The sequence below is a fragment of the Rothia nasimurium genome, from assembly GCF_004569295.1.
Lineage (GTDB): Bacteria > Actinomycetota > Actinomycetes > Actinomycetales > Micrococcaceae > Rothia > Rothia nasimurium_B.
This window is the reverse complement of sequence record NZ_SPQC01000001.1, coordinates 82,999-104,630: the sequence shown is the minus strand read 5'-3', so window position 1 is coordinate 104,630 and position 21,632 is coordinate 82,999. Positions and strand designations below refer to the sequence as shown.

The following is a 21,632-nucleotide window of genomic DNA, read 5'->3' as shown; positions in this document are numbered from 1 at the left end:
TTGGGGCTCGCGCTGGGGCGCTCACCCCAATTCACGCCAGCCCCGAGCCAACAAGCTCTCCGCATGTCCGTCCTTTTGTATCTTACTTAGTCAGCTTGGCTGCCAGGTAGGCGGTGACCTGGTCGAGTGAGACGCGTTCCTGGGTCATGGTGTCGCGTTCGCGGATAGTGACGGCCTGGTCTTCGAGGGTGTCGAAATCGACGGTGATGCAGAAGGGGGTGCCGATTTCGTCCTGGCGGCGGTAGCGGCGGCCGATGGCGCCGGCATCGTCGTAGTCGATGTTCCAGTTGCGGCGGAGTTCGTCGGCCAGGTTCTTGGCGGTGGGGACGAGGTCTTCCTTCTTTGACAGGGGCAGGACGGCTGCCTTGACGGGGGCCAGGCGCGGGTCGAGCTTGAGCACGGTGCGCTTGTCGACGCCGCCCTTGGTGTTGGGGGCTTCGTCTTCGACGTAGGAGTCGACGAGGAAGGCCATCATGGAGCGGGTCAGGCCGAAGGAGGGTTCGATGACGTAGGGGACGTAGCGTTCGCCGGTGCCCTGGTCGAAGTATTCGAGCTTGGCGTTGGAGTGTTCGTTGTGTACGCCGAGGTCGTAGTTGGTGCGGTTGGCGACACCCATGAGTTCGCCCCATTCGGAGCCTTGGAAGCCGAAGCGGTATTCGAGGTCCATGGTGCCTGCGGAGTAGTGGGCGCGGTCGTCTTCGGGTACGTCGAATTTGCGCATGTTGTCGGGGTTGATGCCGAGATTGACGAACCAGTTCCAGCAGTCTTCAATCCACTGGTCATAGTACTTGGGGGCGTCGTCGGGGTGCACGAAGTATTCGATTTCCATCTGTTCGAACTCGCGGGTTCGGAAGATGAAGTTGCCGGGGGTGATTTCGTTGCGGAAGGCCTTGCCGATCTGGCCGATGCCGAAGGGCGGACGCTTGCGGGCGGCGGTGACGACGTTGTTGAAGTTAACGAAGATGCCCTGGGCGGTTTCGGGGCGCATGTAGTGCAGGCCCTCTTCGTTGTCGACGGGGCCGAGGTAGGTCTTCATGAGGCCGGAGAAGTTCTGGGGTTCGGTCCACTGGCCCTTGGTGCCGCATTTGGGGCAGACGATGTCGTCCATGCCGTTTTCGGGGGCGCGGCCCTTCTTGGCTTCGAAGGCTTCGATGAGGTGGTCCTGGCGGTGGCGTGAGTGGCAGGAGAGGCATTCGACGAGGGGATCGGTGAAGGTTGTGACGTGGCCTGAGGCTTCCCAGACTGCCTTGGGCAGGATGATGGAGGAGTCGAGGCCGACCATGTCTTCGCGGCCGCGGACGAAGGTCTGCCACCACTGCTGGCGGATGTTTTCTTTGAGTTCGGCACCGAGCGGGCCGTAGTCCCATGCTGAGCGGGATCCTCCGTAGATTTCACCTGCCTGGAAGACGAATCCGCGGCGCTTGGCCAGTGAAATAACGTTGTCGAGTTTGGACTTCGGTGCCATGGTTTTTGGTTTCTCCTATGAGCCTGCGCCACCGGTTGTGGCGTGCTTGGATGTAGAAAGAAAGCGGGCCGGGTGGCGCACTCGTCTTTAAGCCTACCGTACGTAGAGGTGCGAGTGCTGGCGCGGGTAGAGTGGTGGGTATGAGTATTGAGTCTGTTTTTATTCGTGATGAGATGATTCGCTTGGGCCAGTTTTTGAAGTTGGCAAATTTGGTGGAGAACGGGGTGCATGCCCGTGAGGTGATTCAGGACGGCCTGGTGAAGGTGAACGGTGATATTTGTGAGCAGCGCGGGCGTCAGCTGCATGCTGGCGATACCGTTGAGCTGAACGGCGTGACCGTGCAGGTGGAGACCGAGTAGCCTGTTACTCGTCCCGACTGGATTAGGCGGAAAGTACCTTCTCCTCAAGGAATGCGGTGATGTGGGTGAGTTCTGCGGCGGCGACTCCGTGGCCGATACCGGCGTAGGTGTGGGCGGTGAGGTCGGTGTGCCCGGCTGCCCATTCGCGGGTGAAGGCGATTTTGTCGGCGGTGATGATGGGGTCGGCTTCGTCGCGGCCCCAGAAGAGGGGCAGGGGCTTGTCCGCTAGCCGGGCGTCCTTGAAGTAGTGCTCTCCCCCGGCCACGGCGTAGCCGGAGAGCCCCACCACGGCCTTGATGAGGTCGGGGCGGGCGCGAGCTACCGAGGTAGCAAGGGCCATGCCCTGGGAGAAGCCCAGCAGGCTCACGCTGTTGTAGTCGGCTGCGATGGGTTCGAGCCAGCCCAGCAGATATTCAACAGCCAGTTCGATGGCGGTGAAGCCGACGGTGTCTAGTTGCTGGTTGAGGGGCCACCACTGGTAGCCCATGGCAGGTCCCTCGATGTAGGCGGAGTCAGCATCGGCCGGTAGCGGGTAGCCGACGGGCTGGGGCGCGCGGACGGACGCGTAGGTCACCTTTTCGCTGGGCAGGTAGGGGGTGAGCCCCAGCAGGTCGCGTTTGTGGGAGCCGTAGCCGTGCAGAAGGACAACCAGGTGGGTACCCCGGTGGAAAGGTTCTGCCTTTGAATATTCAACAAGGTACTGCTTCATAACCCCCAACTTACCACCGGCAAAGCTAACCTTATGCCACTGCCCACAGGTGCTTCCGCCCCTGCGGTTTTGCTTCGTCGGCGGCGTCCTGGGTTTCGATGCTGGTGGCGAGGATTCTTTCGAGCTGTTCGTGTTCGATGAGGAAGCCGTCGTGGCCGCAGGGTGAGTGGATGACGGCTGGCTCTACGGGGTTGGGCAGGGAGGCTGCCAGGATGTGAGAGTCGGAGGGGAAGAAGAGGCGGTCGGAGTCGACGTAGGCGATGGTCCAGTTGCAGGTGGTGCGGGCGAGGGCTTTTTCGAGGCCGCCGCGGTCGCGGCCGAGGTCGTGGGAGAGCAGGGCTTCGTTAATGGCGAGGTAGGAGCCGGCGTCGAAGCGGTTGGTAAGTTTGGTGCCGTGGTGGTCGAGGTAGTTTTCGACCTGGTAGCGGCCGCGTTCTGCGGTGAGGGGGTGCAGGACGTTGTGGCCGTCTTGGGCGTCGCGGCCGAAGCGGAAGTGGAGTTCGGCGGCGGAGCGGTAGGTGGTGTGGGCGATGCGGCGGGCCAGGGCCAGGCCGGTGACGGGGCCAGGGCCTGGGTAGTAGTCACCGCCAGCGAAGGCGGGGTCTTGGCGGATCGCCAGGTTTTGCATGTGGCCCCAGGCGATTTGTTCGGCGGTGGCGGCCGGGCCGGAGGCGATGACGGCGCAGGAGCGGACGAGCTCGGGGTAGGTGACGGCCCATTCGGCGGCGCGGGCACCGCCGAGGGAGCCACCGATGACGTGGTGGAGAGAGGTAACGCCGAGCTGGTCCAGCAGGCGTTTTTCAGCACGGACGCCGTCGCGGATGGTAACGAGGGGGAAGCGGGAGCCCCAGGGTTTTTGTTCGGGGTCGATGCTGGCCGGGGCGGGTGAGGCTGGGCCTGTAGTGCCGTAGCAGCCGCCGAGCATGTTGGGTGAGATGACGAAGTACTTGTCGGTGTCGATGACGCGACCGGGGCCGACCGCGGTGGGCCACCACCCGGCGGCTTCGGCGTAGGTTCGGTCTTGCTCGCTGGCGTCCACCCCTACGCGCCCTGCCGAGACGTGGGTGTCACCGGTCAGGGCGTGCAGGATCAAAATGGCGTTGTCGCCCGCCTCGTTGAGGGTTCCCCAGGTTTCGTAGCCGATGGTGACGTCGGGCAGCACTGCCCCCGATTCGAGGGTCAGGTCGCCGACCTGGGCGTAGGTGAGGACGCCGTCGGTACGGTTGGGGGTGGTGTCAGCGGGGCGGGCGGTCGTCATTGGGCTACCTTTCCTTAGCGGATGGCGGTGAAGCCGAGTTCAAGGTCGGCGAGGATGTCGTCGATGTGTTCGATACCTACCGAGAGGCGGATGAAGGCGGGGTTGATGCCGATGGCTTCAAGCTCTTCGGTGATGGACTGGCTGTGGGTAGTGGACGCCGGGTGTACGGCCAGGGAGCGCACGTCACCGATGTTGACCAGCAGGGAGTGGAGGGAGAGGGAGTCCACGAATTTCTGGGCGGTTTCGACGTCGGCGTCCTTGAGGGTGAAGCCGAGGACGGCGCCAGCCCCCTTGGGCAGGTACTTTTGAGCCAGTTCGTAGTAGGGGGAATCGGGCAGGCCGGAGTAGGTGACCGACTCGACCTGGGGGTGGTCTTTGAGGAACTGGGCGACTTTGAGGGCGTTCTCTACGTGGCGTTCTACGCGCAGGGAGAGGGTCTCAAGGCCGATGGCGATGTTGAAGGCGTTGGTCGGCGAGATGGATGAGCCCAGGTCGCGCAGTAGGGAGACGCGGGCTTTGAGGATGTAGGAGAGGTTGACTCCGAAGACGCCGTCCGCGCCGAGGTCACGGGCATAGACCAGGCCGTGGTAGCTTTCGTCGGGCTGGTTGAAGAGGGGGTACTTGCCGGGGTAGACGCCGTAGTCGAAGTTACCGGAGTCTACGATGACGCCGCCGACCGAGGTGCCGTGGCCGCCCAGGTATTTGGTGGCGGAGTGGATGACCACGTCAGCGCCGTGCTTGATGGGGTTGAGCAGGTAGGGGGTGGCGACGGTGTTGTCGACGATGAGGGGTACACCGACCTCGTGGGCTACACTCGAGACGGCTTCGATGTCGAGTACGTCGCCGCGGGGGTTGGGCAGGGTTTCTGCGTAGAAGGCCTTGGTGTTCTCGCGGGCTGCTGCTCGCCAAGACTCGGGGTCGGCAGGGTCGTCAACGAAGGTGGTTTCGATGCCGAGGTTCTTGAGGGTGTACTTGAGCAGGTTGAAGCTGCCGCCGTAGAGGGAGGGGGAGGCAACAATGTGATCCCCGGCCCCGGCGATGTTCAGGATGGCAAAGGTTGAGGCTGCCTGGCCGCTGGCCAGCAACAGGGCACCGACGCCGCCTTCGAGGGCAGCGATACGGTTTTCAACGGCTTCCTGGGTGGGGTTGTTGATGCGTGAGTAGATGGGGCCAAGCTCTGAGAGGGCGAAGCGGCCTGCTGCCTGGGCGGAGTCCTTGAAGACAAAGGACGTGGTCTGGTAGATGGGTAGGGCGCGGGCGCCGGTTGCCGCGTCGGGTTCCTGGCCTGCGTGAATCTGCTGGGTTTCGAACTTCCAGCCGGTGGGGTTGGAGGGGGTGGGAACGGTGTTCTCGGTGGTCATGCGGTTACTCCTAGGAAGGTCGTTGTTTCAGTGTTCAGTTGAAACGGGCCGCATGCCGTATCTTCCGCCCGGGTAAGGAGGAAAAGAATCTGATGCCCTCGCAGAAGATAGAGGCACATCGGTCCCGCGCTTGCGTACCTGGTTCTCGGTGGGGTACGCCCGGTCATCACCCAGGGCACCCCACCGCGAGTGGAGGGTTGCCGACCAGCTAGCTGGGGCTTAGCGCTGGCTCTCTTGACCTGTCTCTAGTCTGGCTGGCTCACCCGGGGAGCGTCAAGAAAGGGCTCTAAAGTTTCAGCATGTGTCCTTGTATTGCGTACGTTACGTTCTGTGAGCGTCATTTAGAATGGTGGGAAGCGAGTTTTTACGAAAGGGCTGATGATGTCTCTGACTCCTCCTCTTGCCAAGCGTGTACCCGTTGAGCGCACCCATCACAGTGATACTTTTGTTGATCACTATGAGTGGTTGCGCGATAAGGAAAGCGCCGAGGTTCTAGAGCATCTACGCGCTGAGAATGCCTTTACCGAGGCGGTCACAGAAGACCAGCAGCCCCTGCGCGACGCTATTTTTGAAGAGATTAAGGGGCGCACCCAGCTGACCGACATGTCGGTGCCCTCGCGCCGCGGGGCCTGGTGGTACTTTAACCGCACGGTTGCCGGTGAGCAGTACCCGGTCATGTGCCGCGTCCCCGCCCTTACAGAGGGCAGCGTTGAAGAGCGGTACCAGCCGCCGGTCGTCCGCCCCGGTGAGCCGCTTGACGGCGAACAGGTCGTACTGGACTGCAACGAGTTTGCCCGCGACATGGCCTTTTTCTCCCTGGGTTCCTTCCAGGTCACCCGCGACGGCTCTCTACTAACCTTCGGTGTGGACGACTCTGGCGACGAGCGCTACACCCAGTACTTCAAGAACCTCGACACCGGTGAGATTCTGGAAGAAAAGATTGAGGACGTCTTCGCCGGGGCTTTCTTTGCCTCCGGCGCTAAGCACCTGATCTACTCGGTAGCTGATGAGTCCTGGCGGCCCTATGAGGTACGCGCCCACGCTATCGGCACCAGTTCATCTGAAGATTTCGCCCTCTACCGAGAGGACGACAACGGGCTCTGGCTGGGGGCTGGCATGTCCTCCTCCCGAACCCATGTGGTTATTACCTCTTCAAACTCCGAGTATTCAGAGACCCGCATTATTAACATCCATGAGCTGGGTCAGTTAGAGCCCACGCTCATTATGAAGCGGGACGCCGGCATCGAGTACTCCACCGACGTCATCGACGTGGCGGGCACCGGCTACCTGGTCATCGGTCATAACCACGAGGCTCCTAATGGTGAAATCGTTCTGGCACCCCTGCGGGAAGAGTACGTACCCTTTGTCGACTTCAAGGCCAGCTGGATTCCCCTGGTGCCCCACCGCGCGGACGTCCGCCTAGAGGGTTTCAAGTTCTCCCGCAACCATCTTGTGCTCATGGCCCGTGAGAATACCACCGTCAAGGTATTCGTTGCCCCGCGTACCGCTCTCGCTGAGCAGGCAGCTTCTGCCCACCCCCAGGGCATTGACCTCTATGAGCCCGGCGGCTTCACCGAAGAGCTCTACACGTCAGCCTTCTCCGGTGTGAACATCATGTCCCCGGTCATCCGCCTGAACTACACCTCCTACCTCACCCCCAGCAGCGTCTACGACTACTTCCCCGATACTGACGACCTCGTGCTGCGCCGCCGCACCCCCGTCATCGGCTACGAGCCCGAGAACTACACCGCCTACCGTATGTGGGCACCGGCAGCGGACGGAGCCATGATTCCGCTCTCCATCATGCACCGCGCCGACCTCGATAAGACCCAGGAAAACCCCCTGATTCAGTACGGCTACGGGTCCTATGAGTCCTCCATGGATCCTTACTTTTCCACCGCCCGCCTCAGCGTGCTGGACCGCGGCGTCATCTTCGTCGTCGCCCATATCCGCGGTGGCGGCGAAATGGGCCGCGCCTGGTACACCGAGGGCAAGAAGCTGGCTAAGAAAAATACCTTCACAGACTTCATCGACGCCACCGATTTCCTAGCCTCCCAGGCCTGGGTGGACGCCACCCGTATCGGTATCATGGGCGGCTCAGCCGGCGGCCTGCTCATGGGTGCCGTCGTCAACATGGCCCCCGAAAAATACGCAGCCTGCCTGGCCCAGGTACCCTTCGTGGACGCCCTCACCACCATTCTCGACCCCAACCTGCCGCTCTCGGCCCTGGAATGGGAAGAATGGGGCAACCCCATCACCGATAAGGAGGTCTACGACTACATGAAGTCCTACACCCCCTACGAAAATATCAGCCCCGTCAAGTACCCGACGATTGCAGCTGTTACCTCCCTCAACGACACCCGCGTCTTCTACGTCGAACCGGCCAAGTGGGTAGCAGCCCTGCGCGAAACCATCGACCCAGCCTCCCCCACTCCCCTGCTCAAAATTGAGATGGACGGCGGCCACGGCGGCGGCTCAGGCCGCTACACCGCCTGGCGCGAAATCGCCTGGGACTATTCCTTCCTGCTCACCCACCTGGGTGCCACTAGCGTCACAGAGTAAACCCGCCCATGCCCCCGGCCGCTGATCTAGTTGACCTGACCCCGCGCGTCCCCCACGAAATCCTGCTCTCCCTGCTGAATAAGCCTCCCTACCGGGAAAAGTGGATGCGGCACGTGCAAAGACGCCGGGGTAACTCCATCAACCAACGAGCCGTAGCCACCTTCATCGCCTACGAGCTTTCTGACTACCTGGACCAGGACATCGACCCGGCCACCATCAAAGACCGGGTCTCGCGCGCCCTCAACGGCGAAGCGATTTCGGACACCACCGCCCACATGTTCATCGCAGCCTTCGAGTTCACCTCAGACGAAGCCAGAGAACTGCAGCGGGCCCTCTCAGCCCATAGCCTCAACCGCAAGCTCGCCCAACAGGCAGAGACCCTCACCAGCGCCGAACGCACCATCGACACCCGCAACTACACTTCCCTCTCCACCCTGATGGACGGCCACATCGACAGGTTCGGGTTCATGCGCCACTTTGTCGTCACCGAGATTATCCGCTCCGAAATCGACGAACTTACCCTCATCTCCCCCCGCTTCGAATCCACCGACTCTACCGTCACCCTCATCGAGGGCGGCGAGCTGGTCTCCATGAACGAGCACGAACGTACCCACATCCACCACCCAGACAACACCATGTGGCAGCTCGCTATCAAGCCACCTGCCCCCGTCCGCTACGGCCAGGTACACCAGATTCGCTACCGTATCGACCTCGACATCGACCCCATGCTGCTGGAACAAGAAAAGTGCAGCTACGCCTCGCTGGGCCCCTTCACCCCGGCACGGTTCAACATCTCCCTAGCGCTCACTTTCGATGCTGAGCCCTCGAATATGGTTCAAAAAATTTGGTCCCACACCATGAAGGACGAAAGCCTGCTAGAAGTCGTTGAACTGCCCTCCCAGCAGCGCTACTCCATGAGCTTCCCCATCGCCGAGGACACCGTTTTCGCCTACTTCTGGGACTCCGACTACGAGGGCGCCATCCGCCACTACCACGGAGACGATCCTGCCTGGCTCTCCCGCCTCACCCCCGCCGACCCCAACTCATAGCATGTCTACTACACCCCACTCAGACTCAACCACCCAGCTGGTTAGCGCCCTACTCCGCTCAGAGCTCTTGGAACCCTATGTGCGCGACACCTGGGAACGCTACATCCACCACGAAAAACTGGGCGAAGCCAATCCCTTCTCTATCAGGGCTATCACCCGCGCCATCAGTGCCCACCAGCACGCCGTCTACGGCCTAGAAATCCCGCCCCACAAGTACAAAGACCGGGTACGCCGCGCTATTACCGGCGAGCACATTAGCAACGACAGCATCGACCTGTTCAGCGAAACCTTCGGCTTCGACGAACGCACCCAAAAAGCCCTCCACAAGGCAGCCACCCAAGGGTTCGACGACTCAGAAACCGTCCAGTTCCTCCGCACCAACCCCCAGGTGCTCACCTCAAGCTGCTACCTGGATATTCAGCTTGACCCGGCTGACCCCGGTGCCTTTACCCTCAACGCCACCTACACCCTGCTCAGCCTCGAATCAGGCTGCTCCGCGTTCGTCTTTGCCCTGCCCCAAGGCCAGGAACTCACCTGCACCAACCGCCATTTTTCGGTATCGCGCCTGAGTAAAGACCAGGACTGGGTCTTCACCCCCACCAGCTTCATCCCGCCCCTACAAACCTTCATGCTGCGTTTTAGCGTCCGCGGCACCGTCCAACCACAGGCGGACGGCAGCTACCAGCTCCTTTTGCCCTTCACCCACCGCAGCTACTCCGCAGCCATCAAACTCACCGCAGCAGGCAGCCCCCTAGCTATGAGCTTCACCGAGCAGGCGTCTGCCGGGCACTCCCCTATCACCACCAGCTGTGCTGAAACCGTCACCGACTACCTCTCCCACTTCTACCCCAGCCTCAAAGACACCACCCTTACCCTCAGCTGGGGCCCCGCTACCTAAGGCCCTTTGTTTTCACCCAAAAAAATTTGTGCCGCAAAGTAAAACTGCGATATAAGCGAGACGTGGGAGAACATAACCTAAAGGTGTAAGGTTTGGTGGATGTGGTAACCATCTTTCCTTACACTCGATTATCTAACCGGTGTTCGAGATTCAGAGCTTCTGAAAAGAACACCCCGCCCCTGGTGCATGTTTTTCGCTCCTAGTTTCCCCCTCTGTACTAATGTGAGGGTCTCTCACCGTGTTAAATCGAGACCCTAGGTAGCTTCAGTGCGATTTTTGCTACCTAACCTAGCGGTCGGTTAGTTTTCCCTAGTGCGCCGACCGTTCACCGGATAGAGCTCTTTACCCCAGATCCCTACCCGCGGTGCAAAGTAATAAGGCGCCCCTCTTTCCCAGAGCAGGCGCTTTCTTTGTGTCCTTTCCCCTCCAGGGCAAGAAAAACCGGGCGCCCTCCCCACAGGGGAGAACGCCCGATCAGTAGCTTGACAAGAGAAGGGGTTTAGCCCTCGACGCCCAGCTTTTCGAGAATCAGCTCGCGCACGCGTCCGGCATCTGCCTGACCGCGGGTAGCCTTCATAACCTGGCCAACCACGGCACCAGCAGCCTGGACCTTACCGGCACGAATCTTGTCGGCAACATCGGGCATAGCGGCCAGAGCCTCGTCGATAGCGGCAGTCAGGGCCGAATCGTCAGAAACAACGGCCAGACCGCGCTTCTCAACGATCTCAGCCGGGGTACCCTCACCCCCAATGACGAAGCCCAGCACCTGGCGGGCAATCTTATCGTTGATCTTCTTACCCTCAATCAGTTGGTTGAGTTCAACGATGGTAGCGGCGGTTGCACCGGTTTCGGTCAGCTCAACCTCGCGCTCCTTGGCGATACGGGCAATCTCGCCCATCCACCACTTACGAGCAACTGAGGCGGGAGCACCGGCGGCAACGGTCTCTTCGATAGCGTCCATAGCACCGGCGTTGACCACGTCGCGGAACTCTTCGTCCGAGAAACCCCAGTCGGCCTTCAGACGGCGGCGGCGCTCGGCGGGAGGCTCGGGCAGCTCGGCGCGCAGGCGCTCAATCCACTCTTCGTCGGTGACGACCGGAACCAGGTCGGGCTCGGGGAAGTAACGGTAGTCGTCAGCGTCAGACTTGGGGCGACCGCTGGTGGTCTCGCGGGTGTCTTCGTGCCAGTGGCGGGTTTCCTGAACGACCTTCTCGCCGGCTTCGAGGACGGCCGCGTGACGCTGAATCTCGTAGCGCACCGCGCGCTCGACCGAACGCAGGGAGTTGACGTTCTTGGTTTCTGAACGGGTACCGAACTTGGTAGAGCCCTTGGGCATGAGCGAGACGTTGGCGTCGCAGCGTACGTTACCGCGCTCCATGCGGGCGTCGGAGATACCCAGGTTCTTGACGATTTCGCGGATAGCAGCCACGTAGGCGCGGGCCAGTTCGGGAGCCTTGTCGCCCGCACCCACGATGGGGCGGGTAACAATTTCAATCAGGGGAACACCGGCACGGTTGTAGTCGACCAGGGAGAAGTCTGCACCCTGAATACGGCCAGCAGTGCCGCCCTTGTGGGTCAGCTTACCAGCGTCTTCTTCCATGTGGGCACGCTCGATGTCGATGGTGAAGACGGTGCCGTCCTCCAGCTCAACGTCCAGGGACCCGTTAGCGGCGATGGGCTCGTCGTACTGGGAGGTCTGGAAGTTCTTGGGGGTATCGGGGTAGAAGTAGTTCTTGCGGGCAAAGTGGCTGATGGGTGCGATGTCGCAGCCCAGTGCCAGGCCCAGCTTGATAGCGGATTCAACAGCCTTACCGTTGACCACCGGCAGCACGCCGGGCAGGCCCAGAGAGACGGGGGTGACGTTGGTGTTCGGGGTATCACCAAACTCGTTGGGGGCGGCGTCGAACATCTTGGTCTTGGTGTTGAGTTCTACGTGAACCTCGAAGCCGAGTACGGGGTCGTACTTCTCCATGGCTTCTTCAAACGACAGGATTTCGTCAGACATTTACTTAGCTCCCTCGAAGTCAAAGTCACGGATCAGGGCGGCGGTATCGGGCAGCTGCTCGTGCAGGTAGCCACCCCACTTAGCGGTCAGCAGGGCTTCCAGGCCAGCACCGGCGCGGTAGAGGCGGGCATCCTCATGGGCGGGGGCGGTGAACTGGATGCCAACGGGCAGGCCGTCCTCATCTGCCAGGCCACCGGGCAGGGACAGGGAGGGTACACCGGCCAGGTTGGTGGGTACGGTGGCGATATCGCCCTTGTACATGGCCATGGGGTCGCCCTTGGTCTTCTCCCCCAGCTTGTAGGCGGTGGTGGGCGCGGTGGGGCTAATCAGCACGTCTGCAACCTCAAATGCCTTGGCGTAGTCGCGCTGAATCAGGGTGCGCACCTTCTGGGCTGAGCCGTAGTAAGCGTCGTAGTAGCCAGCGGACAGTGCGTAGGTACCCAGGATGATGCGGCGCTTGGCTTCTGAGCCGAAGCCTGCGGCACGCGAGGCTGCCATGACGCGCTCGATAGTGACGTTGCCTTCTCCAGGCAGCTTACGCAGGCCGAAGCGCACGCCGTCGTACTTGGCCAGGTTAGAGGAAACCTCGGAGGACATAATCAGGTAGTAGGCCCCGATTGCTTCCTTGACGGAGGGCAGGGAGACCTCAACGATTTCTGCGCCGGCTTCTTTGAGCAGCTCCAGGGACTCGTTGAAGCGGGCCATGACGCCGGGCTGGAAGCCCTCGCCGGTCAGTTCCTTGATGACGCCGACGCGCAGGCCCTTGAGGCCACCTTCAGCGGCACCGGCGCGGGCAGCGTCCGCGTAGGCGGGCACGGGCTCGTTCAGGGAGGTGGAGTCCTTGGGGTCGTGACCGCCGATGACCTCGTGCAGCAGAGCGGTGTCGAGGACGGTGCGGGCACAGGGGCCTACCTGGTCGAGAGAGGAGGCCATGGCGATGACGCCGTAGCGGGAGACCGAGCCGTAGGTGGGCTTGACGCCAACGGAGCCGGTGACGGCTGCGGGCTGGCGGATAGAGCCACCGGTATCGGTACCCAGGGCCAGGGGGGCCTGGAAGGCAGCTACTGCTACAGCGGAGCCACCGCCGGAGCCACCGGGAATGCGGTCTAGGGCCCAGGGGTTGCGGGTGACGCCGAAAGCTGAGTGCTCGGTGGTGGAGCCCATGGCGAACTCATCGAGGTTAGTCTTACCCAGAATGGGCATACGAGCCTCGCGGATCTTCTGGGTGACGGTGCCGTCGTAGGGGCTCATCCAGCCCTCGAGCATACGGGAGGCGGCGGTGGTGGGCTGGCCCTTGGTGACAATGAGGTCTTTAACGGCGATAGGGACGCCTGCCAGGGCAGGTAGTTCCTTACCGGCGGCGCGATCTGCGTCTACGGCGGCAGCAACTTCCAGAGCTTCTTCAGCGTTCAGGTGCAGGAAGGCGTTGAGACCGCTCTTACCGGCAACGCGGTTTTCTGCGTCCAGGGGTTCACCGTCGGTGGCGATGATGTGGTCGATGTAGGCCTGGGTTGCCTCAACAGAGGTCAGTTCGCCGGCGGCCAGTTTGTCAGCAAGTTCTGCTGCGGAAAGTTTGATGATGTCCTTCATGCCCGCCCCTTAGTCTTCGTCCAGAATTGCCGGAACCTTGAACTTACCGTCTTCGGCATCGGGGGCACCCGAGAGAGCTTCTTCAGCGGTCAGGATTTCGCCCACCACGTCGTCACGGAAGACGTTCTTGAGCGGGATGGGGTGGCTGGTTGCCGGAATATCGTCTGAGACGGCGCCTGAGACTGACTTGACGGATTCTACGATGACGTCGAGCTCAGCGGCCATAGCGGCCAGCTCTTCATCAGTCATCTCGATATGAGCCAGCATGGCAAGGTGTGCCACCTGCTCACTCGTAATAGCAGACATAATCACTTCCACGAGTTAGACATAAGTTTTCAGTCTCTATCTTAGCCCGCCGACGGTCATAACACGATTTAAAAAAGAATCGCCCCCTAGCCTGTGCAGGCTAGGGGGCGACAGTGTGAGATCAGAATCCGCTCAAGGTCTAAGAACCCGGTGGGGTCTTACTTAGCGGGGATGGTCAGAACCCAACCGATTTCGATGACGTTGGCGTTCTGAATCAGGTCAGCGTTAGCTGCCAGTACTTCGTCCCAGCCGTTGAAGCCGTGAGCGTAAGCGATTTCTGACAGGGTGTCGCCAGCCTTGACGGTGTAGGTATTAGCTGCGGGTGCTGCTTCGGCAACTACCTCTGCTGCGGGTACAGTTTCAGCGGCGGGAGCTTCAACAACGGCAGGAGTTTCAACAGCTGCGGGAGCTGCAGCAACTTCGGTTACCTGGGTTGCCTGAGGAGCAACGGTAGTAGTGGTGGTTGCAGCGGGGGTCTCAGCGACGGTTGCTGCTGCACCTGAGGTGCCGTAAGCGTAGAGGTTCAGCTTGGCAGCGCATGAGGGCCAGGCGCCCCAGCCCTGCATCTGAAGAAGGTTTTCAGCAACGCGAATCTGCTCTGCCTTTGAAGCAGCTGCAGGGTTGCCGGTGCCGCCTGCGGCTGCCCATGAGGACAGTGAGAACTGCAGGCCACCGTAGTAGCCGTTACCGGTGTTGATGGACCAGTTACCACCTGACTCGCACTGTGCGAGAGCTTCCCAAGCTTCGAGGGGAGCGGCGTTGGCTGCGGGGGTAGCGGCCAGGCTTGCTGCTGCTGCGCCACCGATTGCAAGTACTGCTGCTGAACGACGAATGTTGGAAGTCATGAAATGCTCCGTAAGGCCACCTTATGCTCTTCCCATCCCTGGGCTTCATCGCATTGCCGTCTACCCGTAATCGTTGAGTGGATTGTTTGAGGCTTTACCCTGTAGACGGCATCAGGTGTGCGGTAGAGCCCAGCATGCGCCCACAGCTTCCACTGTGAGCTATAGACCGTCGTACCTTTGGTTTGGCGGTCGTTTTTGATTCGTTGATAACGATAACGTAACGATTTCGGCTTTGCCAACCCATTTTTGAGACAGAACGCTCCCCACCCACCGAGAGAGACCCTCGTCACCCTCCAGGGTGGCAGACTTTAAAGACAGGCTTGTATCACCCTTATCACCGGGGAAAAGCGCGAATTTCTGCGGGTTAAAAGGGGGACAAATTTTTAACCCACCAGAAACTTGTCTGTTTTTAAGTCAGGTTGCTAGGCCTTTAAAAATTTCTTAAATTTTCTGCCACTCTCCCCGTGTCGGACAGGGGTATAGGTCACATTTAGGTCACAGAATCAAAAAATCCTGTGACCTGCCTGTAACCTAGCCGCTAGGTAAGGGCGTCCGGCCCCTGCGCCAAAAGCGCCTCAAAACCTTCTTCATCCAGCACCGTCACACCCAACTGTTCAGCTTTATCAAGCTTAGAACCAGCGGATTCACCGGCAACCAGATAGCTGGTCTTCTTCGACACCGAGCCCGAGGCCTTTCCACCGCGCACAATAATGGCTTCTTTCGCGCTATCACGGGTAAAACGAGCCAGGGTTCCAGTCACCACGATAGTGAGGCCTTCAAGAGTGCGCTCAATTGAGGCATCCCGTTCGTCCTCCATCCGCACGCCGGCTGCTGCCCAGCGGTCTACGATTTCGCGGTGCCAGCCTTCAGCAAACCATTCCTTGAGGGAGCTAGCAATGATGGATCCCACGCCGTCAACGCCTGCCAGGCGCTCCTCGCTTGCTTCGCGTATTGCGTCCATAGACCCGAACTCGGTCGCCAGGGCCCTAGCCGCGGTGGGCCCCACATGCCGAATAGAGAGGGCAACCAGCACCCGCCACAGGGGCTGGTTCTTTGCCTTCTCTAGCTGCTCAAAGAGCTTTTCGGTATTGCGGGTAGGCGCACTCGGCTTCTTCGCGGTACCCCGCGTATAGAAGTAGGGAACCAGCTCAGTTTTGCCGGTGGGCTCGCCCCTGACCTTTTTCTCGCGCTCAATGCGCACATCTGCCAGATCCTCAGCAGTGAGGTCAAAGAGGAAGGCCTCAGAGATAAGCGGGGCCTGCTCAGGGGCAGCCGGGCTAGTCAGGGCCTTAGCGGCCTCATAGCCTAGAGCCTCGATATCGAAGGCACCGCGCCCGGCCAGATGGTTGACGCGCTCGGTGAGCTGGGCGGGGCAGGAACGGGCGTTGAGGCAGCGGATATCTACGTCCCCGTCCTTAGCGGGCACCAGGGGCTGGCCACAGGAGGGGCAGTCGGTGGGCATCACGAATTCCCGTTCGCTGCCATCGCGCAGGGCCACCACAGGCCCCACAATTTCGGGAATGACGTCCCCTGCCTTGCGCAGCACCACGGTATCGCCGATGAGCACACCCTTGGCCTTGACTACGTCCTGGTTGTGCAGGGTCGCCATTTCAACCGTTGAACCAGCCACCTTGACCGGCTCCATCACGCCGAAAGGGGTCACGCGGCCGGTACGGCCAACCCCCACCCGGATATCGAGCAGCCTAGTGTTGACCTCTTCGGGCGGGTACTTGTAGGCCACAGCCCAGCGGGGCACACGGGAGGTGTAGCCCAGGCGCTCCTGGGTGGAAAAATCGTTGACCTTAATGACGATGCCGTCAATTTCGTGCACCAGGGAGTGGCGTTTTTCGCCGTAGGTTGCAATGAATTCAAGAATTTCTGAGCGGCTAGTGAGCAGCTGGGAGTAGGGGCTGACGGGCAGGCCCCACTCCTGAAGTTGAGTGTAGGTTTCGAACTGGGTGCTGATATCCAGGCCAGTGTGGGACCCGACGCCGTGCACAAACATGCTCAGGGGGCGCTCGGCGGTCAGGGCGGCGTCCTTCTGTCGCAGGGAGCCTGCTGCCGCGTTTCGCGGGTTGGCGAAGGGGGCCTTGCCCTGTTCAACCATCTGCTCGTTGAGGGCCTTGAAGTCAGCCGATGAGATAAAGACTTCACCGCGAATTTCGATTTCTTCGGGGTGGTTGCTACCGGCGAGCTGAGTAGGGATTGAGGCGATGGTCAGGACGTTGTGGGTCACGTCTTCGCCGGTGGTTCCATCGCCGCGGGTGGCGGCGCGTACCAGCTTGCCCTTGCGGTAGAGCAGGTTGACCGCCAGGCCGTCAATCTTGAGTTCGGTGAGCCAGGCGGGACGAGTGCCTGTCATCTCCTGGGCGTTGGTTTCGGCGCGGTCTAGCCAGGCACCGAGCTCTTCGAGGGAGAAGACGTCTTCCAGCGAGTACATGCGGGCCAGGTGGGTAACGGGGGCAAAAGCCGCGGAGGCTTCGCCGCCGATTTCCTGGGTGGGTGAGTCGTTAGCGACCAGTTCGGGGTGCTGGGCTTCGAGCTTTTCGAGCTCACGGTAGAGGGTATCGTACTCGGCGTCCGAGATGGTGGGGGCGTCCTTGACATAGTAGCTCTGACGGGCAGCCCGAACTTGATCAACGAGCTGGGCGTAGCGCTCCTTGATATCAACTGCTACGCCCTGGCCTTCGACCAGGTCGCGGTCAACACCGTGGACGGTTTCTTCTTCTACACCGGGAAGGTCTTTGTTTTCACTCACCCTATCTATTTTGCCCTATATCTTTATTGTCTGAACTCTAGCCGTTGATACCCCGGTGCAGTTCTTTTTCAGAGTGGAACTGTTCTTCTTCGGTGGTGGCGGTGTGGGGGTAGTCGTAGCCGTCGATGTTGGCCACAATCTCGTGGGCATCGGTCTCGGTCAGGGCTTTGAGCTCGGCTGCACGGGCTTCGGCGTCCTCTACGGTAATAGCGTCTGCCACGATTACGGTGATGTTGTCCCGGCCTCCGGCTCGCAGGGCAGCCATCTGGAGCACGTCCGCCGCGTCCTGGGGGTGCTCGACGGTAGCAAGTACCCGGGCCATGTAGTTGTGGGAGAGTTCGCCAGAAAGACCGTCGGAGCACATCATCAGGCGGTCGCCCTCGCGGGCGGGGATAACCCAGAAGTCGGGTTCCCAGTAGTTACCGGTACCCAGGGCTCGGGTAATGACATTGCGGCGGGGGTGGGTCAGGGCCTCCATAGCGGTAATTTGGCCGGTGTCGACCAGGTACTGCACCTCAGAGTGGTCTACGGTAATCTGTTCCAGCTCTAGCCCCTCAACCGGTCCGTTAGAGATAGAAAGGGCCTCTTCGGTCTGGGCTTCTTCGGCCCGAACCAGGCGGTAGGTGCGGGAGTCGCCCACGTTGAAGATAAACCACATCTGCTGCTCCCCGATGCGGGTGAGCCAGGCACCGGTAACGGTTGTTCCTGCTCGTAGGTCAAGGGCGTTTTTGATGGCCTCATCGGCTTCACCAATGATTTCCTTGATTTTATCGAGGGTTTTGAGAATCTGGCGGTTGAGGGCGGAGGTTTCTTTGCGGCGCTTGCGCAGGCGGCGTCCGCCCGGTTCATCGCCGAGCGCTTCGCTGGCAACCTCCTGCCGGAAAGCTACCTCTTCTTCTTCGGTCATGCCACCGGGGCGGGTGAACATCTGGGCGTAGGCCAGGGTGCGGGTGCACAGGCGCGAGGCAACTTCACCCTTTTCGTGCCCACCCATGCCGTCGGCAACCACGCAGAGAGTGCCTGCAACGACCATGGAGTCTTCGTTGTTGTCGCGGTACTGGCCTACGTCGGTTGACTTGCCCGCGTAGATAGTGAGGTTGGGGGCGGTGGTCATTCGAAATCGATCTCCAGTTCATTACCGATGCCCGGGGTAATTGCCACGGGCCTAACGTTGCCAAAGCCGCGCACGTTGCGCACACCTTGGGGGATGAGCACAAAGCGTTTGTCGTCTTCTAGGGCTTCAGCGGTAGAGGCGTCGGTGAGGACGACCCCGGGTTCGGTCAGCGCGACCAGGCGGGAGGCCAGGTTAACGGTGGGGCCGTAGACGTCACCCAGACGCGGTAGCACCCTGCCCCAGACGAAGGATACGCGAGCTTCGGGAAGCTGGGGGTCTTCACTAATCAGTATTGAGAGGGTCAGGGCGATACGGGCACCATCTTCGGGGGATTCGACCAGGTACATGACCTCGTCCCCTACCGTTTTGATGATGCGCCCGCCACCTACCGCAATTACTTCGGCGCAGCGCTGCTCAAAGTTCTTGACCAGGCGTGCTAGGTTCCGCTCGTTCATTTCGCGTGAGAGTGAAGTGTAGGAGACCAGGTCAACGAAACCTACGCCGCGGGCTAGGGGAAGGTCGCTGTCTGCCATGTCAGTGCCGTCCTCTTCGTCACGCAAGGCCAGACGCAAAATGGCCGAATTGAGCATGCGGCGGTAGCCGTAGACGGTGATGTCTTCCAGATCTTCAATGAGACGCGGGAGGAGACTCAGAAGCTCGCCGCGGGCTTCGGTATCGGTCAGCCCGCCGTTGATGACCATATCTTCTACCAGGGCCTCGACCTGCCAGACCACCATGCGGTCCATCATCTGCCCCACCGAGCGGGTGAGGGATAGGGCAGCTTCTTCGGTCAGCTTGCCCTCTTTAATAAGGGAGGTAACCGTGGTCAGGGCCTTACTGTCGGCGTGGGTAAAGTAGGCGTCGTCGTCGGTGAGGTTGGGCAGCCCCAGGGAGCGCCAGATTTTACGGGCGGTGAGCAGGGGTACCCCGGCATCGTCGGCAACCTCGCCGCGTTTCATGCTGCGGTTTTCCCCCAGAAGAGCGCGTTCAAGTTCCAGCACGCCCTGTCGGGCTTCGTCGCTACGGTAGAGCTGGCTTTGCACGCGGTTATGGTGGTGCCTGCTCCGGTTGGGTGCGGTTCCGGCCTGTTCGGCGGGGTCGCTACCGGGTGCTGACTTCTCCACTGGAGTCTTCCTTCTCTTAGTTAGTGCTGCGTGGTTCTAGAGGTAGTAAGGTCTAGGGCTGGCACGGCGAGTAGTTACCTACTTCAAGAATACCCAGTTGCTGTGAGCCAGGCTACGAAATGTTCACCACCCGCTAAGCGCCATCGCCTATTCTATGCCCGCCGTCACCTTTTTTCGAACCCAAACAACTTATTTAGGCTTATCAGACAGATACTGCGGGTTTACACTCGATAGCGGGAGGTAGATCCGCTCAGCAGAATTCGCTGGGCCTCCTGAATCTCCCGACTAAAACGTTCAGGGTCGGGCACAGCCCGTAGCACGTGCTGCACCCCGCGGGCATGCACAGTCAGGGCGGCAGCATTGGTTAGCCCCATCAGATGCCGGTGCCCCACGCTCACCCCTTCAATTTCAGCGAGCGGAACACTGACGTCCTGATCGGGGCCCCAGCCCCGCCTAATCACCAGTCGACCGTTAGTGAGCAGGTAGGTGGTATTCACCCAGCGCGCTACCCATCGCACGCCCATCCAGACCAGCCACAGCGCAAGAGCCAGGGCCAGGTAGCGCCAGACAGGGGCACCAACCCCCAGGGCAGAGGCGAAGCTCCAGGCCGTCATAGCAAGAAAAAAGTAGGTCAGAGGGCGCGCCAACAGCACCCCGTGGGCGCGCGTTGCGGCAAGGGTGTGCTCTGCGGGGTAGAGGTCGCCTCGTAGTTTCATCACTGGTGAGTCTATCGACGCTTCCTGAAGATTCCCCGATATTTTTCGAGTTAACTAGCGCCCGTACCCCTGGGGGCGTACGTGCACCACGTCTCCCACAGTGAAGCTTCGCTCCTCACCACTATCAGAGCGGACGACCAACTCCCCTTCTGCGGTCAATTCAACCCCGGTGCCCCTAAAGGTCTCATCTCCGGGCAGGTGAATGGTAAGGGTAGCTCCCAGGGTGCTCATGCGCCCCCGCAGGCGGTCAAGGAGGGAGGCCCCGCCGGTAGCCGCACCCGCATCAAAACCGGTGGCTGCAAACTCCCGGTAGTAGCGGGCGAAGCTGGTTGCTAAGACCGTCAGCGCCCGGTTCAAATTAACCGGCTGCCCAAATTCCAGCAGGGCGCTGGTGGCGGTAGGGACGGGCAAATCCTCCTGAGCTAGGTTCAGGTTGAGCCCAATACCCACCACAACCGAAATCTGCCCTTCGGGTTCAATCACGAGCTGGGCCAGAATACCGCAGGACTTACGGTTGCCCAGCAACACATCGTTAGGCCATTTAATAGAGGGGCGCAGCCCTGAGAGCTGCTCAAAAACATCGCAGGCAGCCAAGGCAGCTAAAGAGGTAAACCAGTGATACTGGTCAGGCGCAACCCTGTTGGCCGGGTTGACGTGAGGACGAACGATAAAGCTGGTCGCCAAAGCAGCACCGGCCGGGGCCACCCAGACCCTGTCCAGGCGTCCTTTTCCCGCATTCTGGTCGGCGGTCGAGACCAGCGAGAGCTCCCCATAACTGCGGCGCACCAGGGCATCGCCCACCAGAATCTGCCGGGCATACTCGTTAGTTGACCCCACCGAGGGCAGAAGCTCCACCCGCTCAAACCCGCTCACATCAACCAGGTCAGTCTGAAGATGCCCCATGCGCGCACTCCTTATCTCACATACTAAGTTTCGACCGCTATTCTACGGGGTCGCACCCCGCCTGCGCGGCCTAGCGGTGCAATACTGGAACTGTCTAACCCCTACGAAAGGTTCTACCATGACCGTCTACGCTGTGCAGTACTCCTACGGCCCCGCCGACCTGCAGGCTGAGCACCGCCCCGCCCACCGCGAATACCTGGCCCAGCTCCACGACGAAGGCAAGCTGCACGCAGCCGGCGCCTTCCTCGACGGCGACCCCGCAGGCGCCCTCCTCATCTTCGTTGCCGAAGACCGCGACGACCTCGACCGCATTATTGCAGCCGACCCCATGAGCACCGGCGGTGTACTCACCGGCTACACCGCCCGTGAATGGAACGCTGTGATTGGCAAGGTCGGCAAGTAAGCAAGAAGCACTAGAGCTGAAGCAGGCTCACAGCGAAGCTGTTGGCTTGGGGCTGGCATGAATCGCTTGTGATGAGCACCGAGATTCCGAGCGCGCGAGGAAAATAAATCTCGACGCGAATCTGGCGAGCCTGCGAGCCAGCTAGCGAACCAGGCGAGAGGGTCGGCAGCAAGCGTGAGCCTGCTCCAGCTCCCCCGAAACACTCTT

General features: G+C 60.8%; 18 protein-coding genes and 1 riboswitch. Of the genes, 5 read left to right on the top strand and 13 right to left on the bottom strand.

From position 1 onward, the window contains the following. Positions 1-82 precede the first annotated feature (82 nt). Positions 83-1,465 carry a glycine--tRNA ligase gene (locus E4U03_RS00445; protein ID WP_135011034.1) on the bottom strand — a complete coding sequence of 461 codons (1,383 nt, stop codon included), beginning with the start codon at positions 1,463-1,465 and terminating at the stop codon, positions 83-85. Between the two features lie 140 nt (positions 1,466-1,605). Here E4U03_RS00445 and E4U03_RS00440 point away from each other — a divergent pair, with 140 nt between their 5' ends. Then, positions 1,606-1,824, top strand: a complete 219-nt coding sequence (locus tag E4U03_RS00440; protein ID WP_194210365.1) for an RNA-binding S4 domain-containing protein — start codon at positions 1,606-1,608, stop codon at positions 1,822-1,824. 22 nt (positions 1,825-1,846) lie between these two features. On the opposite strand, the gene E4U03_RS00435 is transcribed toward E4U03_RS00440, so the two are convergent. From E4U03_RS00435 to E4U03_RS00425, 3 genes are read right to left on the bottom strand one after another with little or no spacing between them, the layout of a single operon-like run. Beyond that, positions 1,847-2,533: an alpha/beta hydrolase gene (locus E4U03_RS00435; RefSeq protein ID WP_135011033.1), complete on the bottom strand. Its 687-nt coding sequence runs from the start codon at positions 2,531-2,533 to the stop codon at positions 1,847-1,849. Positions 2,534-2,564: 31 nt separating this feature from the next. Next, positions 2,565-3,791 (bottom strand): homoserine O-acetyltransferase MetX, encoded by a 1,227-nt coding sequence (metX, locus tag E4U03_RS00430; protein ID WP_135011032.1) that lies wholly within the window; start codon positions 3,789-3,791, stop codon positions 2,565-2,567. 14 nt (positions 3,792-3,805) lie between these two features. Further along, entirely contained in the window at positions 3,806-5,152 is a 1,347-nt protein-coding gene (locus E4U03_RS00425; RefSeq protein WP_135011031.1) for an O-acetylhomoserine aminocarboxypropyltransferase/cysteine synthase family protein, read from the bottom strand. A gap of 121 nt (positions 5,153-5,273) precedes the next feature. Then, positions 5,274-5,392, bottom strand: a riboswitch (SAM riboswitch). Positions 5,393-5,530: 138 nt separating this feature from the next. On the opposite strand from E4U03_RS00425, the gene E4U03_RS00420 reads away from it, so the two are divergent. Genes E4U03_RS00420 through E4U03_RS00410 form a run of 3 tightly spaced genes read left to right on the top strand, consistent with a single transcriptional unit; the run spans position 5,531 to position 9,661 of the window. After that, a complete protein-coding gene (locus tag E4U03_RS00420; protein ID WP_135011030.1) occupies positions 5,531-7,714 on the top strand; it encodes a S9 family peptidase in 2,184 nt (727 codons plus the stop codon). A gap of 8 nt (positions 7,715-7,722) precedes the next feature. After that, entirely contained in the window at positions 7,723-8,763 is a 1,041-nt protein-coding gene (locus E4U03_RS00415; protein WP_135011029.1) for a hypothetical protein, read from the top strand. A 1-nt stretch (position 8,764) separates the two neighbouring features. Then, a complete protein-coding gene (locus E4U03_RS00410; protein ID WP_135011028.1) occupies positions 8,765-9,661 on the top strand; it encodes a hypothetical protein in 897 nt (298 codons plus the stop codon). A gap of 499 nt (positions 9,662-10,160) precedes the next feature. Here E4U03_RS00410 and gatB read toward each other — a convergent pair whose 3' ends face one another. The 9 genes from gatB to E4U03_RS00365 all read right to left on the bottom strand — a co-directional run bounded on the left by gatB (position 10,161) and on the right by E4U03_RS00365 (position 21,022). Continuing rightward, positions 10,161-11,666 (bottom strand): Asp-tRNA(Asn)/Glu-tRNA(Gln) amidotransferase subunit GatB, encoded by a 1,506-nt coding sequence (gene gatB / locus E4U03_RS00405; RefSeq protein WP_135011027.1) that lies wholly within the window; start codon positions 11,664-11,666, stop codon positions 10,161-10,163. Further along, positions 11,667-13,256, bottom strand: a complete 1,590-nt coding sequence (gene gatA, locus E4U03_RS00400; protein ID WP_135011026.1) for an Asp-tRNA(Asn)/Glu-tRNA(Gln) amidotransferase subunit GatA — start codon at positions 13,254-13,256, stop codon at positions 11,667-11,669. It abuts the gene before it with no gap. Positions 13,257-13,265: 9 nt separating this feature from the next. After that, positions 13,266-13,562 carry an Asp-tRNA(Asn)/Glu-tRNA(Gln) amidotransferase subunit GatC gene (gatC, locus tag E4U03_RS00395; RefSeq protein WP_135011025.1) on the bottom strand — a complete coding sequence of 99 codons (297 nt, stop codon included), beginning with the start codon at positions 13,560-13,562 and terminating at the stop codon, positions 13,266-13,268. 158 nt (positions 13,563-13,720) lie between these two features. Further along, positions 13,721-14,407: a transglycosylase family protein gene (locus tag E4U03_RS00390; protein ID WP_135011024.1), complete on the bottom strand. Its 687-nt coding sequence runs from the start codon at positions 14,405-14,407 to the stop codon at positions 13,721-13,723. Positions 14,408-14,945: 538 nt separating this feature from the next. Beyond that, positions 14,946-17,102, bottom strand: coding sequence for an NAD-dependent DNA ligase LigA (gene ligA, locus E4U03_RS00385; RefSeq protein WP_228065661.1), 2,157 nt, complete (start codon positions 17,100-17,102; stop codon positions 14,946-14,948). A gap of 100 nt (positions 17,103-17,202) precedes the next feature. Further along, the gene (locus E4U03_RS00380) at positions 17,203-18,279 is read right to left on the bottom strand and encodes a PP2C family protein-serine/threonine phosphatase (protein ID WP_135011022.1); all 1,077 of its coding nucleotides are present in this window, start codon (positions 18,277-18,279) and stop codon (positions 17,203-17,205) included. Continuing rightward, positions 18,276-19,403 (bottom strand): adenylate/guanylate cyclase domain-containing protein, encoded by a 1,128-nt coding sequence (locus E4U03_RS00375; protein ID WP_135011021.1) that lies wholly within the window; start codon positions 19,401-19,403, stop codon positions 18,276-18,278. Before E4U03_RS00375 ends, E4U03_RS00380 begins: the two co-directional genes overlap by 4 nt. Before the next feature lie 221 nt (positions 19,404-19,624). Then, on the bottom strand, positions 19,625-20,119 hold the full coding sequence (locus E4U03_RS00370; protein ID WP_228065660.1) for a PH domain-containing protein: 495 nt from the start codon (positions 20,117-20,119) through the stop codon (positions 19,625-19,627). 54 nt (positions 20,120-20,173) lie between these two features. After that, the gene (locus tag E4U03_RS00365; protein WP_135011019.1) at positions 20,174-21,022 is read right to left on the bottom strand and encodes a biotin--[acetyl-CoA-carboxylase] ligase; all 849 of its coding nucleotides are present in this window, start codon (positions 21,020-21,022) and stop codon (positions 20,174-20,176) included. Positions 21,023-21,140: 118 nt separating this feature from the next. Between E4U03_RS00365 and E4U03_RS00360 the strand changes: the two genes are divergently transcribed. Beyond that, the gene (locus E4U03_RS00360; protein WP_135011018.1) at positions 21,141-21,425 is read left to right on the top strand and encodes a YciI family protein; all 285 of its coding nucleotides are present in this window, start codon (positions 21,141-21,143) and stop codon (positions 21,423-21,425) included. Positions 21,426-21,632 lie beyond the last annotated feature (207 nt).